The organism is Chryseobacterium sp., assembly GCF_019236175.1.
Taxonomy (GTDB): Bacteria; Bacteroidota; Bacteroidia; order Flavobacteriales; family Weeksellaceae; genus Chryseobacterium.
On sequence record NZ_JAFAJM010000005.1, the window covers coordinates 78,881 to 104,615 of the forward strand.

Sequence of the window (25,735 nt, forward strand, 5' to 3'; positions counted from 1 at the left end):
TCTCTGAATCCGTTTACCATTATTCATGGCTATTATCAAAATTTTTAATTATCCCGGAACTCATTTTAATTGATTTTGATCCAAAACTACAGCTTGTAATATTTTTTTCCTTTTCAAATTTTCTGAAATTACAATACTCGACCGTTTGAAAAACGAATATATAACATTGAAATTCAATTACTTAAGCAATTAAAATTTACAATGACAGAAGTCTCACCCGTTTCAAGTAAGCCTGCTGCACCTTTTTACTTTTGGTATCTTCCCAGTTTCTGGTAAAAGGAATATCATCCAGGGAATCAAGAGCAACAATTTCCGCTGCGGTACCACAGAAAAAACCTGCGTCTGCGCCTCGCATTTCTTCCGGTTTAAAAAATGTTTCTCTGACAGGAATATGAAGCTCATCACAGATTTCTATAACCGTCTGTCTTGTGATTCCGGGAAGAATACTTCCTTTAGCAGGAGTAAACAATACACCGTCTTTTTCGTAGAAAACATTCGCTCCTGAGCTTTCGGCAACATTCCCGTTCTCATCCAGTACCAGCGCTTCATCATAGCCTCTGTCTTTAGCATCCTGACAGGCAAGTATAGAGTTTACATAATGGCCGCCTACTTTTGCTTCCACTTTAAATGCTTTAGGATTAGGGCGCTGAAAAGCTGAGGTCATGATTCTCATTTTATTGGCCAGATAGCCATTACTCCATTCCCAGGCTAATAATGAGAGATAGGATTTCTGACCTTTTGAGAGTGACATATTGGGAGAACAGGTGACTAATGGGCGAATATAGGCATCAGAAAATCCATTGCGTTCCAGAAGCTCATAAGTAAGTGTTGTAAGTTGCTTTACGGAATAATCAAAAGGAATATGCATCAGTTCCGCGGATCTTTTCAATCGTTCATAATGTTCTTCTGCTTTGAAGACTTTGGTTCCATGATCTGTACTGTAAGATTTGATTCCTTCAAAAACAGAATATCCGTAATGAAGGGATTGCCCGTAAAGATTTGTTCCGGCGTCTTTGGCCTTCATAAAATTTCCGTCAAAATAGATGACAGTTTCGTCGTTGTAATACATGTTATGGTTGTTTAAAAAAATTCACAAATGGGGATAAAAAAACCCTCTCACGCTGTGAAAGGGCTCAATATATGTATAGTCATATACGTTCCTTCTCACAGACGCAAGGGAATAATAATGACGATAATAATGACTGCTAATAGCTGATACATATCCTGTACAATTAAAAGTTAAAACAAAAAAGCCGTTTCATATCTGAAACGGCCCCTATATAATTTAAATTAAAATCTATTTTTAAAATGCCGTTTCCTTACTGTTGCTAATGACAACAGCAATAATAGAAATGACAATATTTTTCTGATTCGCAAAATTCATACTGCAAATGTATAAACTTTTTAATAACTCACAAGTTTTTTTAACACTTTTTATTTTTTTCGTAAAAACCGCACAAGGGTTTCCTTTGTTTCAGCCACATCGTGAACCCTTAAAATCCTGGCTCCCTGTTCCAGTATTTTCCAATGAAGTTTTTGGGTTTCTTCATTGATATTCAAAGGTGATTTTCCCAGGGGTTTATAAATAAACGATTTTCTGGAAATACCGATTAGCAGAGGCAGTCTTCCCCATCCTAAATATTCTGTTTCGTGAATCATTTTCATTTGATCTTCCACTGTTTTTCCAAAGCCGAAACCGGGGTCAAGAATGATATCATTTACTCCTTTTTCCAGAAGTTGATTTACCTTCTCAGAGAAGTATAGGTTCTCTTCCGTCGTGATATCTTCAAATCTGATTTTATTGTGCATGGTTTCATAGGAAGGATTGACGTGCATCAGGATATAAGGAAGTTTTGTTTCGGCAGCTGTATCAAACATTTTTTCATCATACTGACCTCCGGAAATATCGTTAATCAAATCAATTCCTTCATTAAATCCAAATTTCACGGTTTCAGCATAAAAAGTATCCAGAGAAATCAGTGCTTCGGGAAATTCTTTTTTAATACGGGAGATTGTGTTTCCAATTCTTTTAATTTCCTCTTCACTACTCAAAAATTCAGCATTGGGACGGGTAGATTGCGGTCCGATATCAATAATTTCGGCTCCATCGTTCAACAGTTTTTCAGCATGCTTTAACGCTAATTTTCCATCGTTGAATTGCCCGCCATCGGAAAAAGAATCGGGAGTAAGGTTGAGAATTCCCATAATTTTAGGGCTATCAAGTTGTACCAGTCTGCCATTGCAATTGATGGAATAAGTGGGAGCTTCGGAATGTCGTAAAATTGAAACGTTTGATGACATGAGAATAATATGAGCTAATAAATGGTTTTGTATCCTGCAAAATTAGGGACTTATGATCTAATTTTAACTGGATAGTCCGAAAAAATAAGAAAACAGAGATAAGAATGAAATGCAGAAGATCTGTTTTGATATCTTTAAAACGTAAATCCTTTACCTGTCCCTATAGGGCTCTCAAACTCTCATATCAAAAATTCTGCTACCTAAAAGCTAATTCGTATATTTGGAAGATTAAGAAAATTTATGCTAAAAACATCAGTACAATTCGAGAAAATTATCAGTGAATGCCGTGATCTTTTCGGTAAAAAGCTACAGGATTATGGTGCGGCATGGAGGGTTTTGAGACCAAGCTCCATTACGGATCAGATTTATATCAAGGTGAATAGAATCCGTACGCTCCAGATGACCGATAAAAAAATGGTGGATGAAAGTGAAGAAGATGAATTTATTGCAATTGTCAATTATTCTATCATAGGACTTATCCAGCTTGAGAAAGGACTTTCCAATGATTTTAATGAAAATAAAGAGGAAATCCTTGGTTTATATAACAAATATGCCAACGAAGCTCAGGCACTGATGGAAAGAAAGAATCACGATTATGGTGAGGCATGGAGAGATATGAGAATCTCTTCGATTACAGATCTCATCTACCAAAAAGTACTGAGAACCAAACAGATTGAAGATAATCAGGGGCAGACTATTGTTTCAGAAGGCCTGGACGCCAATTATTTCGATATGCTGAACTACGCCGTTTTTTGTCTGATTAAATTTTCAGAAAAAGAAAATCAATTCCAACCCAAAAATATTTAATATGATCAAAGGTTTTTTACGCTTTATTATTGCTGTCATTTTTATCCTTTCCGGCTTTGTAAAAGCTGTGGATCTGGTAGGATTCTCTTTCAAGATGGAAGAATACTTCTCACCCGCTGTTTTCAATATGCCGTTTTTTGAAAAATTTGCACTGCTGTTTTCAATTATCGTTGTTGTATTGGAACTTTTCCTTGGATTTATGCTGCTGCTGAAATTAAAGCTTAAAATGACCTTATCTGCATTAATTGCACTTTGTATATTTTTCGGATTCCTTACATTTTATTCTGCTTATTTCAACGTTGTGACTGATTGCGGCTGTTTTGGAGATGCCATCAAATTTACCCCATGGCAGAGCTTCTTTAAAGATGTTGCGCTTTTAATAGGGCTTATCATTCTGTTTTTGCTGTATAAAAAAGACTTTAAGAAAAGAGATGAGTACGGAAACAGCAGAAAAGAATCTTCCGGGAAATTTAAATATTACCTATTAGGAATTTTTTCTTTGGTGATGATTTACATTATGGCACAGGGAATCATGCATGAACCCATCATTGATTTCCGTGATTATAAAATCGGTACGGATATCCGAGGGGAAAAAGAGAAAATAAATAAAAACCCTTCCGAATATAAAACTTTTTATTCTCTTAAAAATCAAAAAACCGGAGAGGTGCTAAAAGTAAATCAGGATGACTATATTAAAGAAACCAAATACTGGTCAGAAGGTTCTCCGTGGAAAATTGAAGAAGGGAAAAATGAATCTGTCCTTGTAAAAGAAGGGTATAAATCGGAAATCGTTAAATTCAAAATCGAAGACCCTTCAGGTATCGAACTTACCGATGAAATTATTAAGGCTCCAAAAGCTATTTTAGTATTTTCCTATCATCCGAAGGAAGTCTCTGCAGACCTTCTCCAAAAGGTAGAAGCTAAAGTAAATGCTCAGAAAGGGGCTCTTATTTATGGGGTTTCCACAGATCCGAATACTTTTAAAACCATTAAAAATGCAATGATGGACGGAACTGCCATAAAAACGATTGCCCGAAGCAACCCTTTTGTATTAATCCTTCAAAACGGAAAGATTACGGACAAACAACCTGCAAAGGACTACATTCAATAAATAAAAGATTACGAAAAGGAAATATTGATAGACCTCTGAAATAACAGCAAGACCACTATCAACTATTAAATTTAAACACTATACTTAAACATACAACAACATGCAAAAATCAAATAAATCAATCGCCGGCTATCACCTGTTAATGATCCTGTCTTCTGTGGACGGAGAATTTGCTCCTGAAGAAGGAATGCTTGTACAACAATATTTAGCTGATGAATTTCCTTTCAGAATGAATCTGGACAATGAGCTTGAAACGCTTGCTCTTTTACAACCTGAAGAATGGAAAGATCACTTTGAATTTCATGCCAGATGTTTTCATGATGATTCTACGGAAGATGAGCGTGTGAAATTTGCTCAGTTTGCAAAATCACTGATCAAGGCAGATCATAAAGTAACAGAGGAAGAACATACTTTCTATATTCTTCTGAAAAACTTGTGGGGAATAGCATAAGCAAAAATCAAAAATACCATGAAAAAAATTTATTTAGGATTATTAGTAATGAGTGCATCTACATTTCAGTCTCAGACATTTCCAAGTATGAAAGCTCCTGTTGCAGAAAAAAAAGAACATATCAGAAATATTCATGGTGATAAGGTCAATGATCCTTATTACTGGATGATCGATTATTTTAAAAAAGGAAAAGACTCTACTCAGGTCGTTGATTATTTAAAAGCCGAAAATACCTATTGGGAAGGCATGATGAAAGATACGGAACCTTTCAGAGAAAAGCTTTTTCAGGAAATGAAAGCCCGTATCAAAGAAAAGGATGAGTCTGTACCCGTTTTCAGAAACGGATATTATTACTACAGTCGTACGGAAGCCGGAAAACAATATTTTAAATACTGCAGAAAAAAAAGCAGCCTTACAGCTCCTGAAGAAATTCTTCTGGATGTAGATCAGCTTGCAGAAGGACATCCATATTATTCTGCCACTGGTTTTAGTATCAGTCCTGATAATACCAAAATGATTTATGGTGTAGATGATGTTTCGAGAAGACAATATAAATTATTTCTGAAAGACCTGTCAACAGGAAAGATAACGGATCTGGGAATTAAAAATACAACAGGATTAGCAACCTGGGCTAACGATAATACAACAATCTTTTATACTTCGAAAAATCCGGAAACCCTTTTAACCGAAAAAATTTTCAGACATACACTGGGAACAGATGCTTCCCGGGATGCTGCAGTCTATGAAGAAAAGGACACATCCAATTATATCAGGGTGGGAAAGACTAAAAATAATAAATTTATTCTGATCGAATCCCAGTCGACTACTTCTTCTGAAACCAGATATCTGGACGCTGATAAACCTAACGGAACATTCACTGTTTTTCAGCCAAGGATCAAAGATGTTTTATATGATGTAACAGCTTTGGAAGATAAGTTTCTGATTACAACCAATAAAGATGCCTTAAATTTTAAAGTGGTAGAAACACCTCTTACTAAAACAGGTATCGAAAACTGGAAAGACTTTATTCCTCATAGAAAAGATGTATTGATGGAGGGCTTTTCTGAGTTTAAAAATTATCTTGTTTTCAGCGAAAGACAAAACGGGCTTTCCCAATTGGTTATTTACGACAGAAAAACAGGTAAAAAAGAGTTTTTAAAATTCGATGAACCCACTTATACTGTTTACGCATCAGGAAACCCGGAATACAATACCGATAATTTCCGTTTTGGATATACTTCAATGATTACTCCAAGTTCTCAGTATGAACAGGATTTGAAAACCGGAAAAAGAACTCTGCTGAAACAACAGGAAGTTCTGGGAGGCTATAATAAAGAAAATTATACGACTGAAAGACTTTTTGCCACAGCGAAAGACGGCACTCAGATTCCAATTTCCATTGTCTATAAAAAAGGGTTCAAGAAAGATGGAAAGAGCCCGCTGCTGCTTTATGCTTATGGTTCTTACGGAAGTTCAACGGATGCTACGTTTAACAGCAGCAGACTAAGTCTTTTAGACAGAGGATTTGCCTATGCGATTACTCATATCCGCGGGGGCCAGGAAATGGGCAGACAATGGTATGAAGATGGTAAAATGATGAAAAAGAAAAATACTTTTACCGATTTCATTGATTCCGGAGAATATTTAGTGAAGGAAAAATATACTTCTCCAAAACACCTGTATGCTCAGGGCGGAAGTGCCGGAGGGTTGTTAATGGGAGCCGTAATCAACCTGAGTCCTGACCTCTGGAACGGAGTCATTTCTCAGGTACCTTTTGTAGATGTGGTGAATACGATGCTTGATGCCAGTATACCTTTAACCACTAATGAATACGACGAATGGGGAAATCCTAATAATAAAGAGGCTTATTTCTACATGAAATCCTATTCTCCGTATGAAAATATAGAAAAGAAAAAATACCCTAATTTATTGGTAACAACGGGTCTTCATGATTCGCAGGTACAATATTTTGAGCCTGCTAAATGGGTTGCCAAGCTCAGGGATATGAAAACAGACAACAATGTATTGTTGCTAAAAACAGATATGAATTATGGCCATGGCGGTGCTTCCGGAAGATTTGACTATCTGAAGGATCTTGCTCTGGTGTATGCATTCATGTTTAAACTGGAAGGAATTAATAAATAACGAAGCCTGTGAGCTTAATGAAAAAATAAAAGTAAATAAATCAATATTAAATCTTATGAGAAGAAAAATAGTTGCAGGAAACTGGAAAATGAACAAAAATGTAATTGATGCACAACAATTAATGATTCAGTTACTAAGCTATAAAAATAATAATGCTACCAACTGTGAGGTTTGGATTGCACCACCGGCTCTATATCTGATGATGGCCAAAGACATTTTTGAAAAAGATGAGATCGGGGTATTTTCTCAGGATATGAGTGAATATGAGAGCGGCGCCTATACCGGTGAAATTTCTGCAGATATGCTGGAATCTATAGACGTAAACGGTTCATTAATTGGCCACTCTGAAAGAAGACAATACCATGGTGAGACGGATTCTCACTGTAACAGAAAAGTTAAATTAGCTCTTGACAAAGGCCTTATCCCTGTATATTGTAACGGAGAAACGCTTGAGCAGAGAAAAGCAGGACAACATTTTGAAGTTGTAAAAAACCAGACTGAAGTTGCTTTATTTACACTTTCTGCAGAAGAAATCAAGAAAGTAGTTATTGCTTATGAGCCGGTTTGGGCTATCGGAACCGGAGAGACGGCTAGCCCGGAGCAGGCACAGGAAATTCATGCTCATATCAGAGGAATTATTGCTGCAAAATACGGACAGGAAGTTGCTGATGAGGTTTCTATCCTGTACGGAGGTTCTGTAAAACCGGATAATGCAAAGGAAATTTTCTCACAACCTGATATTGACGGAGGTCTTATCGGTGGAGCTGCTTTGAAACTGGAGGACTTCTCTAAGATTATTGAAGCTTTCAATTAATATTAAATCTGGCTAAGGCCAATGAAAAACAAAAACGGCGGATCAAAGATTCCGCCGTTTTCTGTTAAAAAAAATCTAATTATTGAATATCGACTACGTACATAGTTCCTTTGTCTACCTTCCCTGTTTTAGGAAGAATTTTAGCTTTAGGATTTCCGTTTCCATCATCTACCACTCCAAAGTCATCATCATTGAAAACAGCAAGTTTATTATTTCCCAAATAAACAATCCCTTCGAATTTATCATGTTCATAGCCTAGCTTTGCTACAAGATCTACTGCCAGCTTTTTAGAAACCGGTTTTATTCCGGCATTGGCAATCTCATCCCAGGTATTTTGTTCCAAAGCTTTATTATTAACTTTCATTCCGTCTACTGCATTAAGATCCGTTCCGTTCACGTCCGTAGCGCCGGTTATATTAATTCTGTATACTTTTTTAATTCCTCCCTGTGATCCGAAGTTTCCGTCTCTTTCAATTACTAAAAATTCAGTGCTGCTTATCGCTGTAATATCACAAACTGAGTCGGAAGCACCTCCGTCCTGCTTATATAAAAACTGTTTGGTTTGTCCGGTCTGAATATCGAATGTTACAATTCTTGTGAGCGTCGTATTCGTGGCCAATGCTTTAGAAGGGACATACATCATAGACTGTATGGTACCTACCAGTGTTCTTCCGTCCGGTGTTATACAAAGTCCCTCCATTCCTCTGTTGGCTCTTCTTTTAGCGAAAACGGCAGGTAATTTTCTTCCTCCTGTATTGACTCCGATCGGACTGATTCTTTCCAATTCTACTCCTTCAGCACTGTAATGCACAATATGCGGACCATATTCATCAGATACCCAGAAAGTACCGTCTGAAGCAGCCACAATACTTTCACTGTCCAGTCCATAATTATCCGTACCCAGTGTATTTCCTGAGGCATCATAGGCTGTTTCACCCGTACTTCCCATTCCTGCAGGGTTTGGAAGCCCTGTAATAGGTTGCCCAGACGGATTTTTAAGCTTAATATATTTAATCACCTCAATCTTACCTTCTGCATTGATCTTAAAATGCATAATAGTTGGGGTAAAATTGGGAGCAAGGAATTTTTTTCCGTTCAGATAATCTGTATTGGCACCGCGATCTGTTATCACATAAAACTCACCCTTATTGGTGGGATGTGCAGCTGCTCCTGAGCCAAATCCACCATTAATCACATCTACTCCATTGACGGTTGCCAGTTTTGAAAAAGGAAATTCCTGAGGGAGTTTAGAATAATTAACGTCCTGATTATTGGTGTTCTCATCATCTTTACATGATACCAGTGCCGTTAATACTAAAACAGATAATAGCAGTTTTTTCATATTCTCTTTTATGGCTGCGAAAATATAAATTGATTGTAAACTGATCTTGAATGAAATGATAATTATATTTTAACAATGATTTCATTCATATTAACTTAATTTAAACAAAAACATTTAATATTTAACGAAACAAATAAAATTTATTCACTCATTCTTTATTAATTTAAAAACAACTCATATCCCTTTCAACAAAAACCATTCAAACAATATCATATTTCAGCCGGTAGTCCTTCGGATTTATATGATATATTTGCAGCGTTTTAAGGCTGAACTTTGTTCATTAATAGGGAATCAAGTGAGAATAATATTCAATTCTTGAGCTGTACCCGCAACTGTAAGCTGTTTCACTTATAACTACAAGGTACCACTGGAATCATCATCCGGGAAGGTCTGTTATAAGATGCAAGCCAGGAGACCTGCCTTATATTTTTTATGCATCTGAAAGAAGAAAAGATTATATGCTTTCCCTCCTTTCTGCTGCAGCCAAGTTTCGGGAATAAAACTTTAATTTAATTATACATGAGAAAAATTTATCTTTTTTTCTTACTGCTAACTTTGCAGTCTTTATCAGCTCAGTTTACAGAAAACGACATTCAGTTTTGGGTAGGAACCGGTTCCAAAAAAGCCTATTTTATTGCTGATTTTAATGACAACAACACTCCAAATTCTTATGCCTGGGGATATCGTTTTGATTCGGATGCTCTGAATATGGAAGATATGATCAATGCCATTGTAGCCGCAGAACCTAAAATGGAAGTTGATATTCCGACAGGTTTTCTCTCCATCTTAAAATATAATCATCACACTTCCGATATTGATGATTACTGGATTACCTGGTCCGGATCCGGCCCCGGCAATATGACCTGGAATAATGGTGTGGGTTATACTGATCTTGTGGATGGAAAATGGTACGGCGTTACTTATGGTGTTGATGATTCCGGTACACCTCCTTCTTCTCCTGTACCGGCCTACAGTTCCCAATGGTATACATTTTCCCAGATTACTCACTGGATCGGAACAGGGAGTAACAAAAGTCTGGTGGTCGTAGATTTCGGGACAGACCAGCCAAACGGAAATGCTGATTCTTTTGTATTCGGAATCCGGTACAACGGAACGATAACAGCAGAACAGGCTCTGCAACTCATCAAAAGTCAGGTTTCCTATTTTAATTTCACTTCGGCAGGTAACCATATTTCCGCTTTATCTTTAAATAATTTTACCGGAAATACTTCCGGAAACAGCAACTGGAAATTATACAAAGGAAAGGATCTTTCAAGCTGGCAAGCTAAAGCTGATCTTTCACAGATTCAGCTAAGTAACAACGAATGGTTAGGAGTAAGCTTCGGACAAAGGAGGCCGTTTATTCCAACAGAAGCTACCCATGCCACATTGGGAGTTTCTTCGGTACATAAAAAAACAATCGGTATTTATCCTAATCCGGCAAGTCATTTTATTACCATTGAAACGGCTGAGAAAATCAAAGAAGTAAATATTTTCACTCCTTCAGGTCAGAAAGTACTGACTTCCCAGGCAGGTGTGATTGATATTCGGTCTTTAAACCACGGAGTGTATTTTCTGGAGATTAAAACCGGAGACAGATCTACGGTACATAAAATAGAAAAGAAATAGAAAAGATTATTGATTGTAATTCATCTATTCGTTAGAAGTAAAAGAGACTGTATTCATTTTGGGTTAGGTCTCTTTTTCATTATACTATTACATTTTAGCAATAAAAAAAACGATTTAAATAATAAAAAATCATCAAAAACAGCCATAATCAGCAATTATGATAAAATTAAATTCTAAAAAAAGCTTTCACTCCTGTAAAATTCTAAAAATCAAGTATTATTCATAAAATTTCACTTACAAATTTATATGATATATTTGCAGCGTTTTAAGGTTGAACACTGTTCATTAATAGGGAATCAGGTGAGAATAAATATTCTAGGCCTGAGCTGTACCCGCAACTGTAAACTGATCAACTTATAGTCTGTTATACCACTGGATAAATATCCGGGAAGGTGGCTATAAGAAGTAAGCCAGGAGACCTGCCTAAAACTAATTTCAACTTTCGGGAATAAAAGTTTATGAAATAAAAATCTAAACAGATTTTTTCATGAATGTTTTGGCCTGCAGTGAAGTTCGGGAAAAAACTTTAATTTAATTATATCATGAAGAAAATCTATTTTCTTATTCTTGCATTTGTCATCTCTTTTGCAAATGCTCAAACTGAAGGAGTATTGGTACTCAATGAAGGCGGTGCCGGAAGCAACAATGCTGAGATCTCACTAATCTCCAGTCAATCGGTTGTCACCAACAACTATTTTAAAATCAATAACAACAATGCTGTGTTGGGAGATACTGCACAAGACATTAAAATTTTCGGCGATAAGATTTTTGTGGTTTTAAATATTTCTAACCAGATCAAGGTCATCAACAAGTCTGATTTTTCTCTGATTACCACAATTTCAGCAAATCTGGACAACCCAAGATATATTGCTTTTAGCGGAAACAAATTCTATGTAACCAATTGGGGAGGGTCCGGTTCGGTAAATGATTATGTAGCAGTTTATGATCTAAATACTTTTGCCCATGAAACCAATATCCAGGTAGGAGCAGGTCCCGAAAAAATTTACAGTAAAGGCAATAAATTATATGTTTTGTTAAAAGGAGGTTTTGGTATCAACCAGTTTATGGATGTGATCAACACATCTACCAATACTGTTGAATCCGAGATCAACGTTGGAGATTTTCCACATAGTATTTTTGAAAAAGATAATCTTCTTTATATCATGAGCTCCGGAAATCCTTATATTTCAAATTCATTCGGAACTTTTACGATTTACAATACAACGACTCAAAACACGATTTCCAGTACTCCATTTCCTGCGGGAACAAAGCCGGCTTATATGGATACAGACGGGACGAATATATACTATATGAAGGACGCTTCTATTTACAAAACACCTATTGCGAATCCGTCTTTTTCAACAACTCCAATTGCAACAGCTCCTATTACTGTAACAAGTTATGCGACTGCCTATGGTTTTAATATTGTCAACAATACAATCTATGTAGCTGACCCTAAAGGATATATTGCACCGGGAAAAATTTACACTTATAATTTACAGGGCGCTTTACAGAATACTTTTACGGTGAGCATGTTACCTAATCAGATCATTGCTTATAGTAATGCAACTCTTTCAACAAATGAAAAAACAAAAGCATCATCTTCACTATCACTATATCCGAATCCGGTAAGTGAAAGATTCTTTGTGCAGGGCTTAAAGACAGGAAATATTCAGGTATACGATGCTAACGGAAGAATTATTCTCAATACGGTATATACTCAAAACGGAGTGGATGTAAGCATGCTTTCTAAAGGGGTTTATATGGTAAAGATTGCCGATAATAATACCCATTCCACTCAAAAATTAATCATTAAATAATTGTCTCATGCAAAAAATATTAAGTCTCATATTGAGCCTTATCACCGGACTTTGTTTGGCACAATTCACGGCTAATGATGTAAAGTTTTTCGTAGGAACAGGATCACAGACTGCTTATTTTGTAGCAGACTTTAAAGACGGAACTAATGACAGATCTTATGCATGGGGCATACGATTTAATCCGGGACAAAACCTAACGGGACCTCAAATGCTTCAGATGATAAAAAGTGCGGAACCTGCTTTTGATTATAATTTAACGTTTAACAACGGCTTTCTTGACATGATAAGTTTCAATGATCACTCAGCGCAATCCTCACCGGACTGGTGGAGTTTATGGAGCGGTAACGATACCAGCAGCTGGTCTCTAGGAGGATGGGTAAATGCCGGAACAATTTCAGACGGAAAATGGTATGGTGCAACCTATGGATTTAATAATCCTACTGCAGAAGCTCCTTTCACCCCTATTGCGGCTTACAGTTCCCAATGGTATACATCTTCCCAGATTACTCACTGGATCGGAACGGGGAGCAACAAAAGTTTAGTCGTTGTAGATTTCGGAACAGACCAGTCAAACGGAAATGCGAATTCTTTTGTTTTTGGAATCCAGTACAACGGAACGATAACGGCAGAACAGGCTTTGCAGCTTATCAACGCTCAGGCCCCGTATTTTAATTTCACTTCGGCGAGCGACCAGATTTCAACTTTATCTTTAAATAATTTTACCGGAAATACTTCCGGAAACAGCAGCTGGAGATTATACCAGGGAAAAGACCTTTCAAGCTGGCAAGCTAAAGCCAATCTTTCGCAGATTCAGCTAAGTAACAACCAATGGCTGGGATTAAGTTTCGGACAAAGAAGACCATTCATTCCAACAGAAGCTACCCATACAACACTGGGAGTTTCTTCGGTACATAAGAAAACAATCGGTATTTATCCTAACCCCGCAAGTAATTTTATTACCATTGAAACGGATGAGAAAATCAAAGAAGTAAATATTTATACTGCTTCAGGTCAGAAAGTACTGACTTCCCAGGCAGGTGTGATTGATATTCGGTCTTTAAGCTACGGGGTTTATTTTGTGGAGATTAAAACCGGCGACAGATCTACAGTACATAAAATAATCAAGAAATAATAATAGTATTCAGATCCGAGTAGTCATAATTGGTTTATCCACGTACTCATCATAAAAAAGCGCACCTGGCCAGGTGCGCTTTTCTATAATTAAAAAATCAATTATTTTTTCTCAGTTGATCTCTGTAAAACCTCATCTACCATTCCGTAGCCTTTAGCTTCTTCAGAAGTCATCCAATAGTCTCTGTCAGAAGATTTCTCAACCCACTCATAAGTTTGGCCTGAATGATGACCGATAATTTCGTAAAGCTCTTGCTTTAATTTCAACATCTCTCTAAGGTTGATTTCCATATCAGAAGCCACCCCTTGTGCACCTCCTGAAGGCTGGTGAATCATTACTCTTGAGTGTTTAAGCGCAGAACGTTTTCCTTTTTCTCCGGCCACCAGTAACACAGCTCCCATAGAAGCGGCCATACCTGTACAGATTGTTGCTACATCAGGCTTAATGATCTGCATTGTGTCATAAATTCCTAATCCTGCATACACACTACCACCCGGAGAGTTGATATAGATCTGAATATCTTTAGACGGATCTGCACTTTCAAGAAATAAAAGCTGTGCTGTAACGATATTTGCTACCTGATCGTCAATTCCTGTTCCCAAAAAGATAATTCTGTCCATCATCAAACGGGAGAATACGTCCATCTGAGCAACGTTTAATCTTCTTTCTTCCATGATGTATGGTGTAAGATTCGTCGGGCCATACATTCCCATATACTGATCGGTAACCAGACCGTTGTTTCCTAAATGTTTTACAGAGAAGTCTCTGAATTCCTTTTTAATGTCCATATTTATATTATGTATTATTTAACAAATATTCTCGAAGTTTAAATTACAATATTTATTCCTAAAATTTTATAAGACTTTTTGTCATAGAAAAGAAAAAATTTTGTCCGTAAACTACCTTTTTCTATCCACATAGATCCCTTTGATCGGTGAATATTCAATAATATTGCTCAGTCGTATGGATGCCTGCTTCAGAAGGGTAATCTTTTTGATCAGCTCGTAATACTTTACTTCATCAGTATTGCTGTACTGATCGAGCTCTTTTGCCGTTTCCTTGATTAAATAATCAATATACCTGTATTTATGAAGTAAAACATCACCTCTTACCTGATCTGCCACTTTATCTCCGTAATTCGGAGGATAAATATTTCTGGAAGCCCAGTTTTCAAGTTCATCCAATGGAATCAGAGCATCTACGACCTTCGCTGTAATTTCTTCATCCATAAAAGATACAAAAAAGTTCCCACTTCTAAGCTCATCTTTTCGAATTCCTTCTCTCACCTGATTGATAATAATCTCATTTTCTTTGACTAAAAAAATATACTGCTCTTCTTCAAAATGATGAAGTATTTCTTCAATCACCGTTATCTGATATTCTTCATTAAGATCAGTTTTTCTTTTCAGAACAATATCTCCAAACATCAGCATATGATCCACAAGTTTGTTTTCCATAAACAAAACATCATATAAAAACGGATCTTCCTTTTCCTGATCCGGCGGAACAATCTCCAGCTTTGGAACAACTTTTTCCTTCTGCTGCTGAACATGATGGGTCTGATTTTGGGTAATCTGTTTCTGAACGTCAAGTTCATTAAAAAGACTCTGCTCGGAAAGCCCGAATTTATTAGAAACTTCTTTCAGGTAGACCTCTCTTTTCAGGGCGTTCTGTACAAAAGAAACCGATTTTACGATATCACGTATGGCTTCGGCTTTTTTGATGGGATCATTATCTACATCTCTTAAAAGGATTTCTGCTTTAAAGTCGATAAAATCCATCGCCTCGTTTTCGATATACTTTTCTACATATTCCTGCGGATGTTTTCTGGCAAAGGAATCCGGATCATCACCATCGGGGAAAAGCAGAACACGAATGTTCATACCTTCTGTCAGCAACATATCAATGCTTCGGAAACTGGCTTTAATTCCGGCATTATCACCATCGAAAAGAATCGTTACATTTTCCGTCAGCCTTTTGATCAGTTTGATCTGTTCTGTTGTCAGTGAAGTTCCTGAACTTGCCACTACGTTTTCTATTCCTGACATATGGAGTGAAATCACATCCATATATCCTTCTACCAAAAGACAGGCATTCTTCCTTGAAATGGCCTGTTTACTCTGATTAAGCCCGTAAAGAACGTTAGATTTATGGTAAATTTCAGTCTCCGGTGAGTTGAGATATTTAGCTGTCTTAACATTGCTTTTAAGAATCCTTGCTCCAAATCCCAGTACTCTTCCTGAGAAACTGTGAATCGGGAAAATAACTCTTTCCCTAAATCGGTCTACTCCTCCCGGAGCGTTTTCAGGAAAAATAGAGAGACCGGATTTCTCAAGAATTTCTTTAGAATAGCCTTTCTCAAGGGCATACGCCGTAAAAGCATTTTTCTTTTCCGGAGAATAGCCCAGCTGGAACTTTCTGATGATATCGTCTTTAAGTTCTCTTTCTTTAAAGTAGGATAATCCTATACTTCTCCCGTCTTCTGCATCCCAGAGAATTTCCTGAAAATAAGTATTGGCAACTTCATGGATCTTATAGAGTAAATCTTTTTCCGTCTGTGCATTTTTTGCCTCTTCAGAAATTTCACGCTGATCTTCTTCAATTTCAATACCGTATTTTTTGGCTGCATGACGAAGGGCTTCAGGATAGGTAAAGTTCTCAATTTCCATCAGAAATGAGATGGCAGTTCCTCCTTTTCCGGTAGAGAAATCCTTCCAAATCTGCTTGCTTGCAGAAACTACAAAACTCGGCGTCTTTTCCTCATGAAAGGGACTGAGTCCTTTGTAATTAGACCCTGCTCTTTTCAACTGCACATATTCACCCACAATCTCTTCTACTCTGATCGTGGAGAATATTTTATCTATGGTCTGCTTAGAAATCATGCCGTAAAATTAAGTATTTTTATGTAGATGTCCGAAGGTTTTAAGCAGGAAGGTTTTGAAGTCTGAGTTTTGGCTAAAGCCAATGGAAAGAAAATATTTATTCGAACGGGCTAAAGCCCGTTTCTATCGAGGAGAGCTCCTGGCAATGATCTCTGCCCGTTAATTTCTTGACTCTTGTTTCTTTATTTCTTTATTCTTTCCTCTCTTACGTTTTCCTCTAAATTTCACTATTTTTGTACACAAATCAGTATATGCAATTCACTATTCATACAATCGAAGACTGGCAGGAAGTTGTAGACTCAATTCTTCCTGAATTAAAGCATCATATCCTTTTATTAAAGGGGAATCTCGGAGCCGGAAAGACTACTTTCACCCAGTTTTTACTTAAAAACCTTGGAAGTACGGATGAGGTCAACTCTCCTACCTACTCCATTGTCAACGAATACAATACTTCGAAAGGAAAAGTATATCATTTTGATCTTTATCGTTTAAAAAACATCGGAGAAGTCTATGATATCGGGATTGAAGAATATCTTGACAACTCTTTCCTATGTATTATTGAATGGCCGGAAGTATATGAAGAAGAGCTTTACGGGCTCAACTACCACACAATGAGCATCATGAATACCGGTGAAAACAGAGAGGTTTCATTCGAGTAAATATTATGTATCTTTGCTTCTTAATTCAGTATTAAAAATATAATCTGTAAGACATAATTTAATTTAAGGATGAGTACAAATATTTTTACTCCTTTCACAGAAGAAGAATTGATGCCGAAAGAGGAAAAATTGGAGGTCATAAAAAAAGGAAAACAATTCAGTATTGGGATTCCTAAAGAAACCTGTCTGAACGAAAGGAGAACATGCATTACTCCTGACGCGGTACAGGTGCTGGTAGAACATGGTCATGAGATCATTATAGAATCAGGGGCCGGAGAAGGTTCATTTTTTACAGATTTACAATATTCCGAGTCCGGAGCGAAAATCACCGGTGATCCTAAAGAAGCTTTCGGACAGGACCTCATCTTAAAGATCAACCCTCCCACAGAAGATGAAATTGAGTATATGAAGCCTAATACTTATCTGGTATCAGCACTTCAAATCAATCTGAGGGATAAAGAATATTTCTTAAAACTGGCAGAGAAAAAAATCAATGCTATAGCTTTTGAGTTCATCGTTGATGAATATAAGCAACTGGCACTGGTAAGACTCATCGGTGAAATAGCAGGAACGGTTTCTATTTTATATGCTTCTGAACTCCTGGCTTTATCCAACGGCTTAATGCTTGGTGGCATTACAGGTGTAAGACCTGCTGAAGTAGTGATCCTTGGTGCCGGAATTGTAGGCGAATTTGCCACAAAAGCTGCAATTGGCTTGGGAGCCAGCGTAAAGGTTTTTGACAATTCATTATCCAAGTTAAGAAGACTTCATACAATGGTTGACAGCCGTGTTCCCACTTCTATCATTGATCCTAAGGAACTCAGCAAAAGTTTAAGACGGGCCGATGTGGTCATAGGGGCACTTCCAAGATTAAATATGACACCTATCGTTACTGAAGATATGGTTATGAAAATGAAAAAAGGCAGCGTCATAATTGATATTACGATAGACAACGGTAAAGTGATTGAAACTTCTGAGCTGACTACTATGGAAGACCCCTATGTTATTAAACACGGAGTTATTCACTGCGGGCTTCCGAACCTTACCTCAAGAATGCCGAGAACAACGACTAAAGCCATTTCTAACTTCTTCCTTTCCTATATACTGAATTATGATGAAGAAGGCGGTTTTGAAAATATGCTGATCCGCAAAAATGAAATGAAGCAGAGTTTGTATATGTATAAAGGAAGACATACCAAAAAGATTATCTGCGACCGTTTCGGACTTACGTACCACGATATCAATCTTTTAATTTTCTAATGAAAAAACTGAAATTTTATGCGATAGGCTTCATTCCGGGGCTGTTGATCGTATTTTTTATCCTAAATAAAAAAGGAGCCAGCTGTAGTGGTTATTTACCTAACAGCCGTGTGATTGCTGAAACGCTATCCAAAGAATTCAAATATTCTGAAGAAGCCAAAACAGCAATGAATACCTACAAAATTGATGAAAAGTTTATAAAAGACAGCATCATTACCACCGGAAAGGTAGATTTCGACCGCAGCCATGCACAGAAAAAACCATGTCCCGATTATCTTATCATTTACCCTGAAAAAAATCCTGCCTACGAGATCACCTTTGAAAAGTGTGAAGAAACAATGACTGTAACAAGTCTTAAAAAACTTAAATAGTTATATTATAAATTACTATTATGGGAGGCAATTACTACATGATTCATGATTATCTGATATTCATTGGAGTTTTTGCCATTTTCTTTTTTCTGACCACCAGTATTTACCTCTATAGCCAGCATCAGAAGCTGAAATATAGAAATACCAAATTGTCGGAAACCAATAAAATCATTGAACAACGGCTCAATGAAGTCCGGCTGGAACATATCGGGACTAAGCTGAATCCTCATTTATTCAAAAACATTCTTAATTCAGTACAGTCTCATGCTTATCAGACTTATATGTCTCTTGATAAACTGGCCAATGTCCTGGATTATATTTTATATGAAAGCAACAATAAATATGTCAGCCCGAAAGAAGAGCTGAATTTTGCTTTAAGCCTTATTGAGATCAACAAGATTAAAATAAATCCTCTTTTCGATTTCAGAATCAAATCCAGAATCAATAAATCTGATTCCGTATACGAAGAAAAAGTATTTGCTCCGCTCATTTCAGTAGATCTTATTGAAAATGCATTTAAGCATACTGATTTCCTAGCCCAGGATTCTTTTATTTCTATTTTTATGGAGCTTGAGAATGGTGTTTTCACCATGAAGGTCAGCAATAAATCTTCCTTAAAAAATCTTCTTGAAAAAGAAAAAAGCGGTTTTGGAAGCCAGTCTTTGGATCAAAGACTTAAAATGATCTACAGTACCTGCTATCAGCTGGAAAAAAGTTCAAAAAACGGGATCTTCACTGCAGAATTAAAAATCAACTTAAGAGAATTTTATGATAAAATGCGTTATTCTGGATGATGAGTTATTAGCGATCAGCTATTTAAAACTTCTATGTGAACAAATTGACCAGGTAGAAGTGGTAAAAGCATTCAATGATCCTAAAATTTTTCTTAATGAAATAGACAATATCGACTGTAACCTCTGTATTCTGGATATTGAAATGCCCGGAATGACAGGGCTTCAGGTGGCAGAACTTATTTCAGACTCTAAAAAAATAATCTTTACCACCGCCTATAAAGAATACGCTGCTGAAGCTTTTGATCTTAATGTAGTGGATTATGTAAGGAAACCCATCAAAAAAGAACGATTAATTCAGGCCTTCGAAAAAGCAAAAGAACTGGTAGAAACCACTCCTAAAAAATCCTTTATAGAATGGAATACCAATATCGGGAAAACCGTTATTTTCACAGATCAGATCGCTTATATTAAAACTTCAGAGATCGACAGCAGAGATAAAGATATTATTCTGAATGACGGAACAGCCATTGTATTAAAAAATCTCAATTTCAAAAACCTTCTGGAAATGCTTCCTGCTAAAGATTTTGCACAGGTCAACAAAAAGGAAATCATTGCATTGGCTTCCATTAAAGTATTTTCCACCAACGAAATCATCACGACTATTTCCACGGAAGATCACTCCTTTCTGAAACTCCAGATCGGAGAAGCCTACAAAAACTCTTTAATGGAATTATTCGGAAAATAGACTTTTCAAAACTTTCCGGTTTTATTACAGAATACCAAGCCTTCATTACAACTCTGTTTTTTCAGCCTGCAATCCGCATAGTTTTGCAGTGAATTAACTGATTTTATAATGAAAAACTTTATGTATGCTGCAGGAATTCTCATATCCGGTTTATGCTTTTCTCAGGAAAATCCGAAGATCAAAGCCTATCTTTTCGACGGAGTAGCAGTTGCCGGATATGTGGATCATGGTGCTTTTATCAACTTTACAGGTCCCAACATAAGCCTTACCCGTAAAAATATAAGATTTATACTGGGAATGCTTCCTTCACTCAGAATTAAAGAAGATCGGTCATCAGTACCAAAAACAGCCCCGTCACTCCTAGTCTGGGAGCTGGTCTGACAATAATTTATAAAAAGATTGCTCTCCAGATTCCGGTGTATTACAATACCAAAACGGCGGATCAGGATGGAAAATGGAAAATAGGAGTAGGAATCGGCTATTCATTCAAATAGATTTTTATTACATTTTTTAGAACATTCATTACATTTTAAAAACAAGACTATTTTAATATAAATATATTCTTATCAACTTTGCATCAAAATATTGGAATCATGAATTTGGGGAAATATAAAAATATTATTTTTTACATCAGTACAATTGCATTCTTCTCATGCCTTATGTACTGGTTTTTTGTTGAAGGTAAAACACTTGAAATCGGAGAAAATATTACTCCAAGTAAAGATACTGGAGCCAGCATGTGGGAAAATTTCGCAGATTCATTTCTTACCAATCTGCACCATCCATTGGCACTTCTTCTCGCTCAGATCGTCACGATTATTCTGGTTGCGAAACTCTTCGGATGGATTTGTATCAAACTGAAACAACCCTCCGTAATTGGTGAAATGATTGCAGGTATTGTTCTCGGGCCTTCCCTTTTCGGATTGTATTTCCCGGAACTTTCAGCGTTTATTTTTCCGAAAGAATCATTACCTAATTTACAGTTTTTAAGCCAGATCGGCCTTATTCTCTTCATGTATATTGTCGGAATGGAACTGGATCTTAGCGTTCTCAGAAAAAAAGCACACGATGCCGTAGTGATCAGCCATGCAAGTATTATTATTCCTTTTGCACTAGGAGTCGGGCTCTCCTATTTCATTTATAAGGAATTCGCACCGGAGGGAATCCAGTTCAGTTCGTTTGCCCTGTTTATCGCGATTGCCATGAGTATTACAGCTTTTCCTGTTCTGGCAAGAATCGTTCAGGAGCGGAACCTTCACAAAACCAAAATCGGAACCGTTGTTATTACCTGTGCGGCGGCTGATGATATTACCGCATGGTGTATTCTAGCTGCCGTAATTGCTGTCGTTAAAGCAGGATCTTTTTCAGGATCGGTATTCGTTATTTTAATGGCTATTCTTTATGTTTTTATCATGATAAAAGCCGTAAGACCTTTTCTGAACAGAATCGCAGAATTACAAAAGGGAAAAGGATTTATCAATAAAGGATTGGTCGCCATTTTCTTTCTGATATTAATTATCTCTTCCTATGCAACGGAAGTTATCGGTATCCACGCTCTTTTCGGAGCTTTTATGGCCGGAGCCATCATGCCGGAAAATGTAAAATTCAGAAATCTTTTCATCGAAAAAGTAGAAGATGTGGCGTTGGTTTTACTACTTCCCCTGTTCTTCGTATTTACCGGATTAAGAACCCAGATCGGATTACTGAATGATGTACATCTCTGGAAAATCGGGGGACTGATTATTTTAACCGCAGTTACCGGAAAATTTGTAGGAAGTGCACTGACTGCAAGATTCCTGAAAATAAGCTGGAAAGATAGTCTCACGATAGGCGCCTTAATGAATACAAGAGGACTTACGGAGCTTATCGTTCTTAACATCGGGTATGACCTGGGTGTTTTAGGTCCCGAGCTCTTTGCAATGCTTGTGATTATGGCCTTATTCACTACCTTTATGACCGGCCCTTGTCTTGACTTTATCAATTACCTTTTTAAAGGAAAAAAATCTATGGTAGAAGATGAAGATGAGCATGGTGATCATGATGCAAAATACCGCGTTCTCCTTTCTTTTGAAACCGCAAAGTCAGGAAGTAAACTTTTGAGACTTGCTGATAATTTCACCCATAAAATGAATGGCAACAAAAGTGTAACGGCTATGACCATTGCTCCTGTGGATGAACTGCATGCTTTTGACATTGAAAACTTTGAAAAGGAACAATTCAAAAATGTAATTGAAACTTCCCACGAGCTTGAACTTGAAGTGACGACTCTTTTCAAAGCTTCCACTGATGTTGAAAGCGACCTTACTCATATTACCAATAAAGGAAATTATGACCTCCTTCTGATTATGCTGGGAAAATCCATGTACGAAGGAAGCCTGCTTGGAAGACTGCTTGGATTTACGACCAAAATCATTAATCCAGAAAAACTACTGAATACAGTTAAAGGAAAAGGAAATATTTTCAATACTTCGCCTTTCGATGATCTGACGCTTCAGGTGCTGGATAAAGCTACAATTCCTGTTGGAGTTCTGGTGGATAAAGATTTTAATACGGCAGACAAAATATTTGTTCCTATTTTTAATTTAAGTGACTTTTATCTTCTTGAATATGCCAAAAGACTGATTAACAATAATAATTCCCAGATAATCATTCTGGATGCAGCAGGTCAGATCCGTAATAATATTGAGGTAAAAGAACTGATCAGAAGTATTGAACAGGTTGCTCCGAATCACATCACACTGTATAATGAAAAGAAAATTGAGAAGGAGTTTCTTAATTCACAGGACCTGATGCTGATCAGCAGTAAAAGCTGGAAAAACCTGATTGATACTAAAAGTCTCTGGTTGTCAGATATTCCTTCAACCTTAATTATTTCAAACCCTTAGACACACAGTCCATTATCAGTTTATGTTCTAGTAAACCAGAGCTATTAAAATCCCAAGTTGCGATATCTCTATATAACATAGGCTATATAAACCGGCAGCATCCCAATGTTGCCGGTTTAATTTTTTCCACATAAAAATAATCCGTATTATAACCGTAAATACAATTTTCACTTATCATTATAAATGAAAGTTTTTAACACAGAAAAAACCACTTAAATCTATATATTTTAACATATTTTTAAATATTTACACAAAACACAACAGTAAAATCAAAACGAAAAACTTTTTTTAGTAAATTGAGTACCTCCTAATATGTAATCATTTTATGTATTAAAAAATGCTAAACTTTAATGAAGACAATCCATGACACAAAAGATTATTAAGAATTAAAAACCAATAACTTCCTGTAAAATATTTCAAAAAATTCATAATTTTGCAGATCACATTTAATCCAAAAAACTAACCACTTAAATACAATACAATGTGCCGATATGCCATGATGGTTTACAAAGGTCATTATGCCTGTTTTAACTGCCAGAAAACTTTTAAACGCCGCGTCCTGAAAGATGTAGACAGAGACGCCATATCTTCTGTGGAAGCCAAATGCCCCGAATGTGGAAACCTGATGGCTAATATGGGACTGGATTTTGAATCACCAGCCAAAAACGACCACAAAAAATGGGCGCATATCAAAGATTTATATACCGTCGGAATTACCTTCCATTCTTGTGGATGTTCCGGCCCGGGATACATTCCCCAGGATCGCAAAGCTATTATTACCTATCTCGAAAAAATACGGTCAGAATATATGCATTCACTGGTATTCTGGAGATACAGGATCGAGCCTGAAAATAAAAAAGAACGCGAACTGGAATACCAGAGGAACGGCTCAGAATTATGGACGGTAAGCCGAACAGCTTTTAAACAAACGGTAAGCAATCAGGAAGGAATAAACTACTGGATCGATAAGATTAAAGAAGTGGAAGAACGTATTAATATCATCCGAAATTCCAATATATAATGAATCTGAGACCAGACCTGGAACCTGATTTAAAAACAGCGGAAATCCGATATCCGAAGATTTTAAAACTGATCCTTGATTATACTGCATACGCAGATCTTTCAGGGGATGGGGATCTCACTGCTTATCATAAACTGGAATCCGAATTACATCATATCACTCAAAAAGATATTTCCCAATTCAATATGGAATGGTGGGAAGAAGAAGGTGCCGAAGTACTGGCCTTCCGTATGGCTTTACCTGATCCGGAAAAAACAGAAAACCTGACCCCTGAGGAACGTGAAGAAATCTTATTCCGCATAGAAAACCCTGTCATTATCAACAAAGACTGGGAAGAACAGACTTTTGAAGAGCAGTTTTCTTTATATCTCGATGATTATTATCGCCGGTTTCTAAAACTGAACGACAAAAATTAATAGTATTTACCTACCTTCTTCCGGATTTACATTTAATAATTTCACACTCTTAATCTGATGTTTGTAAAGATTCAGCCAAAACAGATAGTATAAAAATACTTTTCTATTCATATTAAACAGGTAAAAGATTTAAGATTTTATCAATCTATAATTTCTATAAGAAATTTCCCCAGCTTCAAAAATATTTTATACCTTTGCCTTGTGAATTTCAACAACGAAACATATTATTATAGAATTTTTAACTCAGATCTGGGATAGGGATTCTTATGAACATAGCTTAAAACCTCGTCCTTGACGAGGTTTTTTTATTTTAAAATATTAAGAAAGATGAAAATAAGTATTATAGGAGCAGGATTAATCGGAGGTTCAATGGCTTTGAAATTAAGAGAAAAAGGGATTGCCAGCTTCATCTATGGAATTGATAACGATCAGCAACATATCAATGAAGCTCTGGAACTGAAAATAATTGATGCTGAAGCCAATCTGGAACAGGGAGTAAAAAATGCTGACCTGATCATTATAGCGATTCCGGTAGATGCTGCCAGAAAATTATTACCCGGTGTTTTAGATCTTGTATCCGATCATCAGACCGTGATGGATGCCGGGTCTACCAAAGCAGGGATTGTGAATGCTGTGAAAGATCACCCGAAACGTTCAAGATTTGTAGCCTTCCACCCGATGTGGGGTACAGAAAACAGCGGCCCGAAATCTGCCATCGCCGAGAGTTTCTCAGGAAAGGCCGGGGTGATCTGCAATAAGGAAGAATCCGCTGATGACGCTTTGGGTATTGTTGAGCAGATAGTCAATGCACTGGATATGCACATGATTTATATGAACGCAGAAGATCACGATATTCATACCGCTTATATTTCTCACATCTCCCATATTACCTCATATGCTCTTGCTAATACTGTACTGGAAAAAGAACGTGAAGAGGAAACGATTTTCCAGCTTGCCAGTTCCGGTTTCTCCAGTACGGTACGTTTGGCAAAATCTCATCCGGAAATGTGGGTCCCGATTTTTAAACAGAATAAAGAAAACGTACTGGATGTCCTCAATGAACATATTACCCAACTAAGGAAATTCAAATCCGCACTGGAAAAGGAAAATTATGAATACCTTGAAGAACTGATCACCAATGCAAACAGAATCAGAGGTATTTTAAGATAGTACTTCCCTTCGTAATAGTTCTGCAATAATCCGAATAAAA

Annotated in this window: 23 protein-coding genes and 2 riboswitches; of the genes, 18 read left to right on the plus strand and 5 right to left on the minus strand. The window is 36.8% G+C overall.

Annotated elements, in window-relative coordinates; all coding sequences use genetic code 11:
• Nucleotides 1-196 precede the first annotated feature (196 nt).
• Both ilvE and folP read right to left on the minus strand, forming a co-directional pair.
• Nucleotides 197-1,069, minus strand: a complete 873-nt coding sequence (gene ilvE / locus JO178_RS04520) for a branched-chain-amino-acid transaminase (RefSeq protein ID WP_291932336.1) — start codon at nt 1,067-1,069, stop codon at nt 197-199.
• 365 nt (nt 1,070-1,434) lie between these two features.
• Entirely contained in the window at nt 1,435-2,205 is a 771-nt protein-coding gene (folP, locus tag JO178_RS04525; protein WP_291932983.1) for a dihydropteroate synthase, read from the minus strand.
• 336 nt (nt 2,206-2,541) lie between these two features.
• Between folP and JO178_RS04530 the strand changes: the two genes are divergently transcribed.
• The 5 genes from JO178_RS04530 (at nt 2,542) to tpiA (ending at nt 7,629) form a co-directional block, all read left to right on the plus strand.
• A complete protein-coding gene (locus JO178_RS04530; protein WP_291932339.1) occupies nt 2,542-3,108 on the plus strand; it encodes a DUF1599 domain-containing protein in 567 nt (188 codons plus the stop codon).
• Nucleotide 3,109: 1 nt separating this feature from the next.
• Nucleotides 3,110-4,219 (plus strand): BT_3928 family protein, encoded by a 1,110-nt coding sequence (locus tag JO178_RS04535; protein WP_291932342.1) that lies wholly within the window; start codon nt 3,110-3,112, stop codon nt 4,217-4,219.
• 100 nt (nt 4,220-4,319) lie between these two features.
• Entirely contained in the window at nt 4,320-4,670 is a 351-nt protein-coding gene (locus JO178_RS04540) for a TerB family tellurite resistance protein (RefSeq protein ID WP_291932345.1), read from the plus strand.
• A gap of 18 nt (nt 4,671-4,688) precedes the next feature.
• Entirely contained in the window at nt 4,689-6,815 is a 2,127-nt protein-coding gene (locus JO178_RS04545) for a S9 family peptidase (protein ID WP_291932347.1), read from the plus strand.
• A gap of 55 nt (nt 6,816-6,870) precedes the next feature.
• Nucleotides 6,871-7,629: a triose-phosphate isomerase gene (gene tpiA, locus JO178_RS04550; RefSeq protein ID WP_291932350.1), complete on the plus strand. Its 759-nt coding sequence runs from the start codon at nt 6,871-6,873 to the stop codon at nt 7,627-7,629.
• A 79-nt stretch (nt 7,630-7,708) separates the two neighbouring features.
• On the opposite strand, the gene JO178_RS04555 is transcribed toward tpiA, so the two are convergent.
• Nucleotides 7,709-8,971 (minus strand): esterase-like activity of phytase family protein, encoded by a 1,263-nt coding sequence (locus JO178_RS04555; protein WP_291932353.1) that lies wholly within the window; start codon nt 8,969-8,971, stop codon nt 7,709-7,711.
• A 246-nt stretch (nt 8,972-9,217) separates the two neighbouring features.
• A riboswitch (cobalamin riboswitch) is annotated at nt 9,218-9,410 on the plus strand.
• An 80-nt stretch (nt 9,411-9,490) separates the two neighbouring features.
• On the opposite strand from JO178_RS04555, the gene JO178_RS04560 reads away from it, so the two are divergent.
• The 3 genes from JO178_RS04560 to JO178_RS04570 all read left to right on the plus strand — a co-directional run bounded on the left by JO178_RS04560 (nt 9,491) and on the right by JO178_RS04570 (nt 13,552).
• Nucleotides 9,491-10,600, plus strand: a complete 1,110-nt coding sequence (locus tag JO178_RS04560; protein WP_291932356.1) for a T9SS type A sorting domain-containing protein — start codon at nt 9,491-9,493, stop codon at nt 10,598-10,600.
• Between the two features lie 251 nt (nt 10,601-10,851).
• Nucleotides 10,852-11,042, plus strand: a riboswitch (cobalamin riboswitch).
• A 100-nt stretch (nt 11,043-11,142) separates the two neighbouring features.
• The gene (locus JO178_RS04565; protein ID WP_291932359.1) at nt 11,143-12,420 is read left to right on the plus strand and encodes a T9SS type A sorting domain-containing protein; all 1,278 of its coding nucleotides are present in this window, start codon (nt 11,143-11,145) and stop codon (nt 12,418-12,420) included.
• Between the two features lie 7 nt (nt 12,421-12,427).
• Nucleotides 12,428-13,552 carry a T9SS type A sorting domain-containing protein gene (locus JO178_RS04570; protein ID WP_291932362.1) on the plus strand — a complete coding sequence of 375 codons (1,125 nt, stop codon included), beginning with the start codon at nt 12,428-12,430 and terminating at the stop codon, nt 13,550-13,552.
• A 101-nt stretch (nt 13,553-13,653) separates the two neighbouring features.
• Here the strand turns inward: JO178_RS04570 and clpP are convergent, their stop codons facing one another.
• Together clpP and dnaG are read right to left on the minus strand one after the other, a co-directional pair.
• On the minus strand, nt 13,654-14,340 hold the full coding sequence (clpP, locus tag JO178_RS04575) for an ATP-dependent Clp endopeptidase proteolytic subunit ClpP (RefSeq protein WP_027373257.1): 687 nt from the start codon (nt 14,338-14,340) through the stop codon (nt 13,654-13,656).
• 111 nt (nt 14,341-14,451) lie between these two features.
• A complete protein-coding gene (gene dnaG, locus JO178_RS04580) occupies nt 14,452-16,434 on the minus strand; it encodes a DNA primase (protein WP_291932365.1) in 1,983 nt (660 codons plus the stop codon).
• Nucleotides 16,435-16,685: 251 nt separating this feature from the next.
• Here dnaG and tsaE point away from each other — a divergent pair, with 251 nt between their 5' ends.
• The 10 genes from tsaE (at nt 16,686) to JO178_RS04630 (ending at nt 25,695) form a co-directional block, all read left to right on the plus strand.
• Nucleotides 16,686-17,093, plus strand: a complete 408-nt coding sequence (gene tsaE / locus JO178_RS04585; protein ID WP_291932368.1) for a tRNA (adenosine(37)-N6)-threonylcarbamoyltransferase complex ATPase subunit type 1 TsaE — start codon at nt 16,686-16,688, stop codon at nt 17,091-17,093.
• Between the two features lie 69 nt (nt 17,094-17,162).
• Nucleotides 17,163-18,353, plus strand: a complete 1,191-nt coding sequence (locus tag JO178_RS04590) for an alanine dehydrogenase (RefSeq protein WP_291932371.1) — start codon at nt 17,163-17,165, stop codon at nt 18,351-18,353.
• Entirely contained in the window at nt 18,353-18,724 is a 372-nt protein-coding gene (locus tag JO178_RS04595; RefSeq protein ID WP_291932374.1) for a hypothetical protein, read from the plus strand. Before JO178_RS04590 ends, JO178_RS04595 begins: the two co-directional genes overlap by 1 nt.
• A gap of 20 nt (nt 18,725-18,744) precedes the next feature.
• Nucleotides 18,745-19,518, plus strand: a complete 774-nt coding sequence (locus JO178_RS04600; protein ID WP_291932377.1) for a histidine kinase — start codon at nt 18,745-18,747, stop codon at nt 19,516-19,518.
• A complete protein-coding gene (locus tag JO178_RS04605; RefSeq protein ID WP_291932380.1) occupies nt 19,493-20,203 on the plus strand; it encodes a response regulator transcription factor in 711 nt (236 codons plus the stop codon). The genes JO178_RS04600 and JO178_RS04605 overlap by 26 nt, the downstream gene beginning before the upstream one ends.
• A gap of 108 nt (nt 20,204-20,311) precedes the next feature.
• The gene (locus tag JO178_RS04610) at nt 20,312-20,584 is read left to right on the plus strand and encodes a hypothetical protein (RefSeq protein WP_291932383.1); all 273 of its coding nucleotides are present in this window, start codon (nt 20,312-20,314) and stop codon (nt 20,582-20,584) included.
• Nucleotides 20,585-20,796: 212 nt separating this feature from the next.
• A complete protein-coding gene (locus JO178_RS04615; RefSeq protein WP_291932386.1) occupies nt 20,797-23,088 on the plus strand; it encodes a cation:proton antiporter in 2,292 nt (763 codons plus the stop codon).
• A 481-nt stretch (nt 23,089-23,569) separates the two neighbouring features.
• Complete coding sequence (locus tag JO178_RS04620; protein WP_291932390.1) at nt 23,570-24,109, plus strand: hypothetical protein; 540 nt, start codon at nt 23,570-23,572, stop codon at nt 24,107-24,109.
• Nucleotides 24,109-24,525: a hypothetical protein gene (locus JO178_RS04625; protein WP_291932392.1), complete on the plus strand. Its 417-nt coding sequence runs from the start codon at nt 24,109-24,111 to the stop codon at nt 24,523-24,525. Before JO178_RS04620 ends, JO178_RS04625 begins: the two co-directional genes overlap by 1 nt.
• A gap of 327 nt (nt 24,526-24,852) precedes the next feature.
• Entirely contained in the window at nt 24,853-25,695 is an 843-nt protein-coding gene (locus JO178_RS04630; RefSeq protein ID WP_291932394.1) for a prephenate dehydrogenase, read from the plus strand.
• The last annotated feature ends 40 nt before the right edge of the window (nt 25,696-25,735 follow it).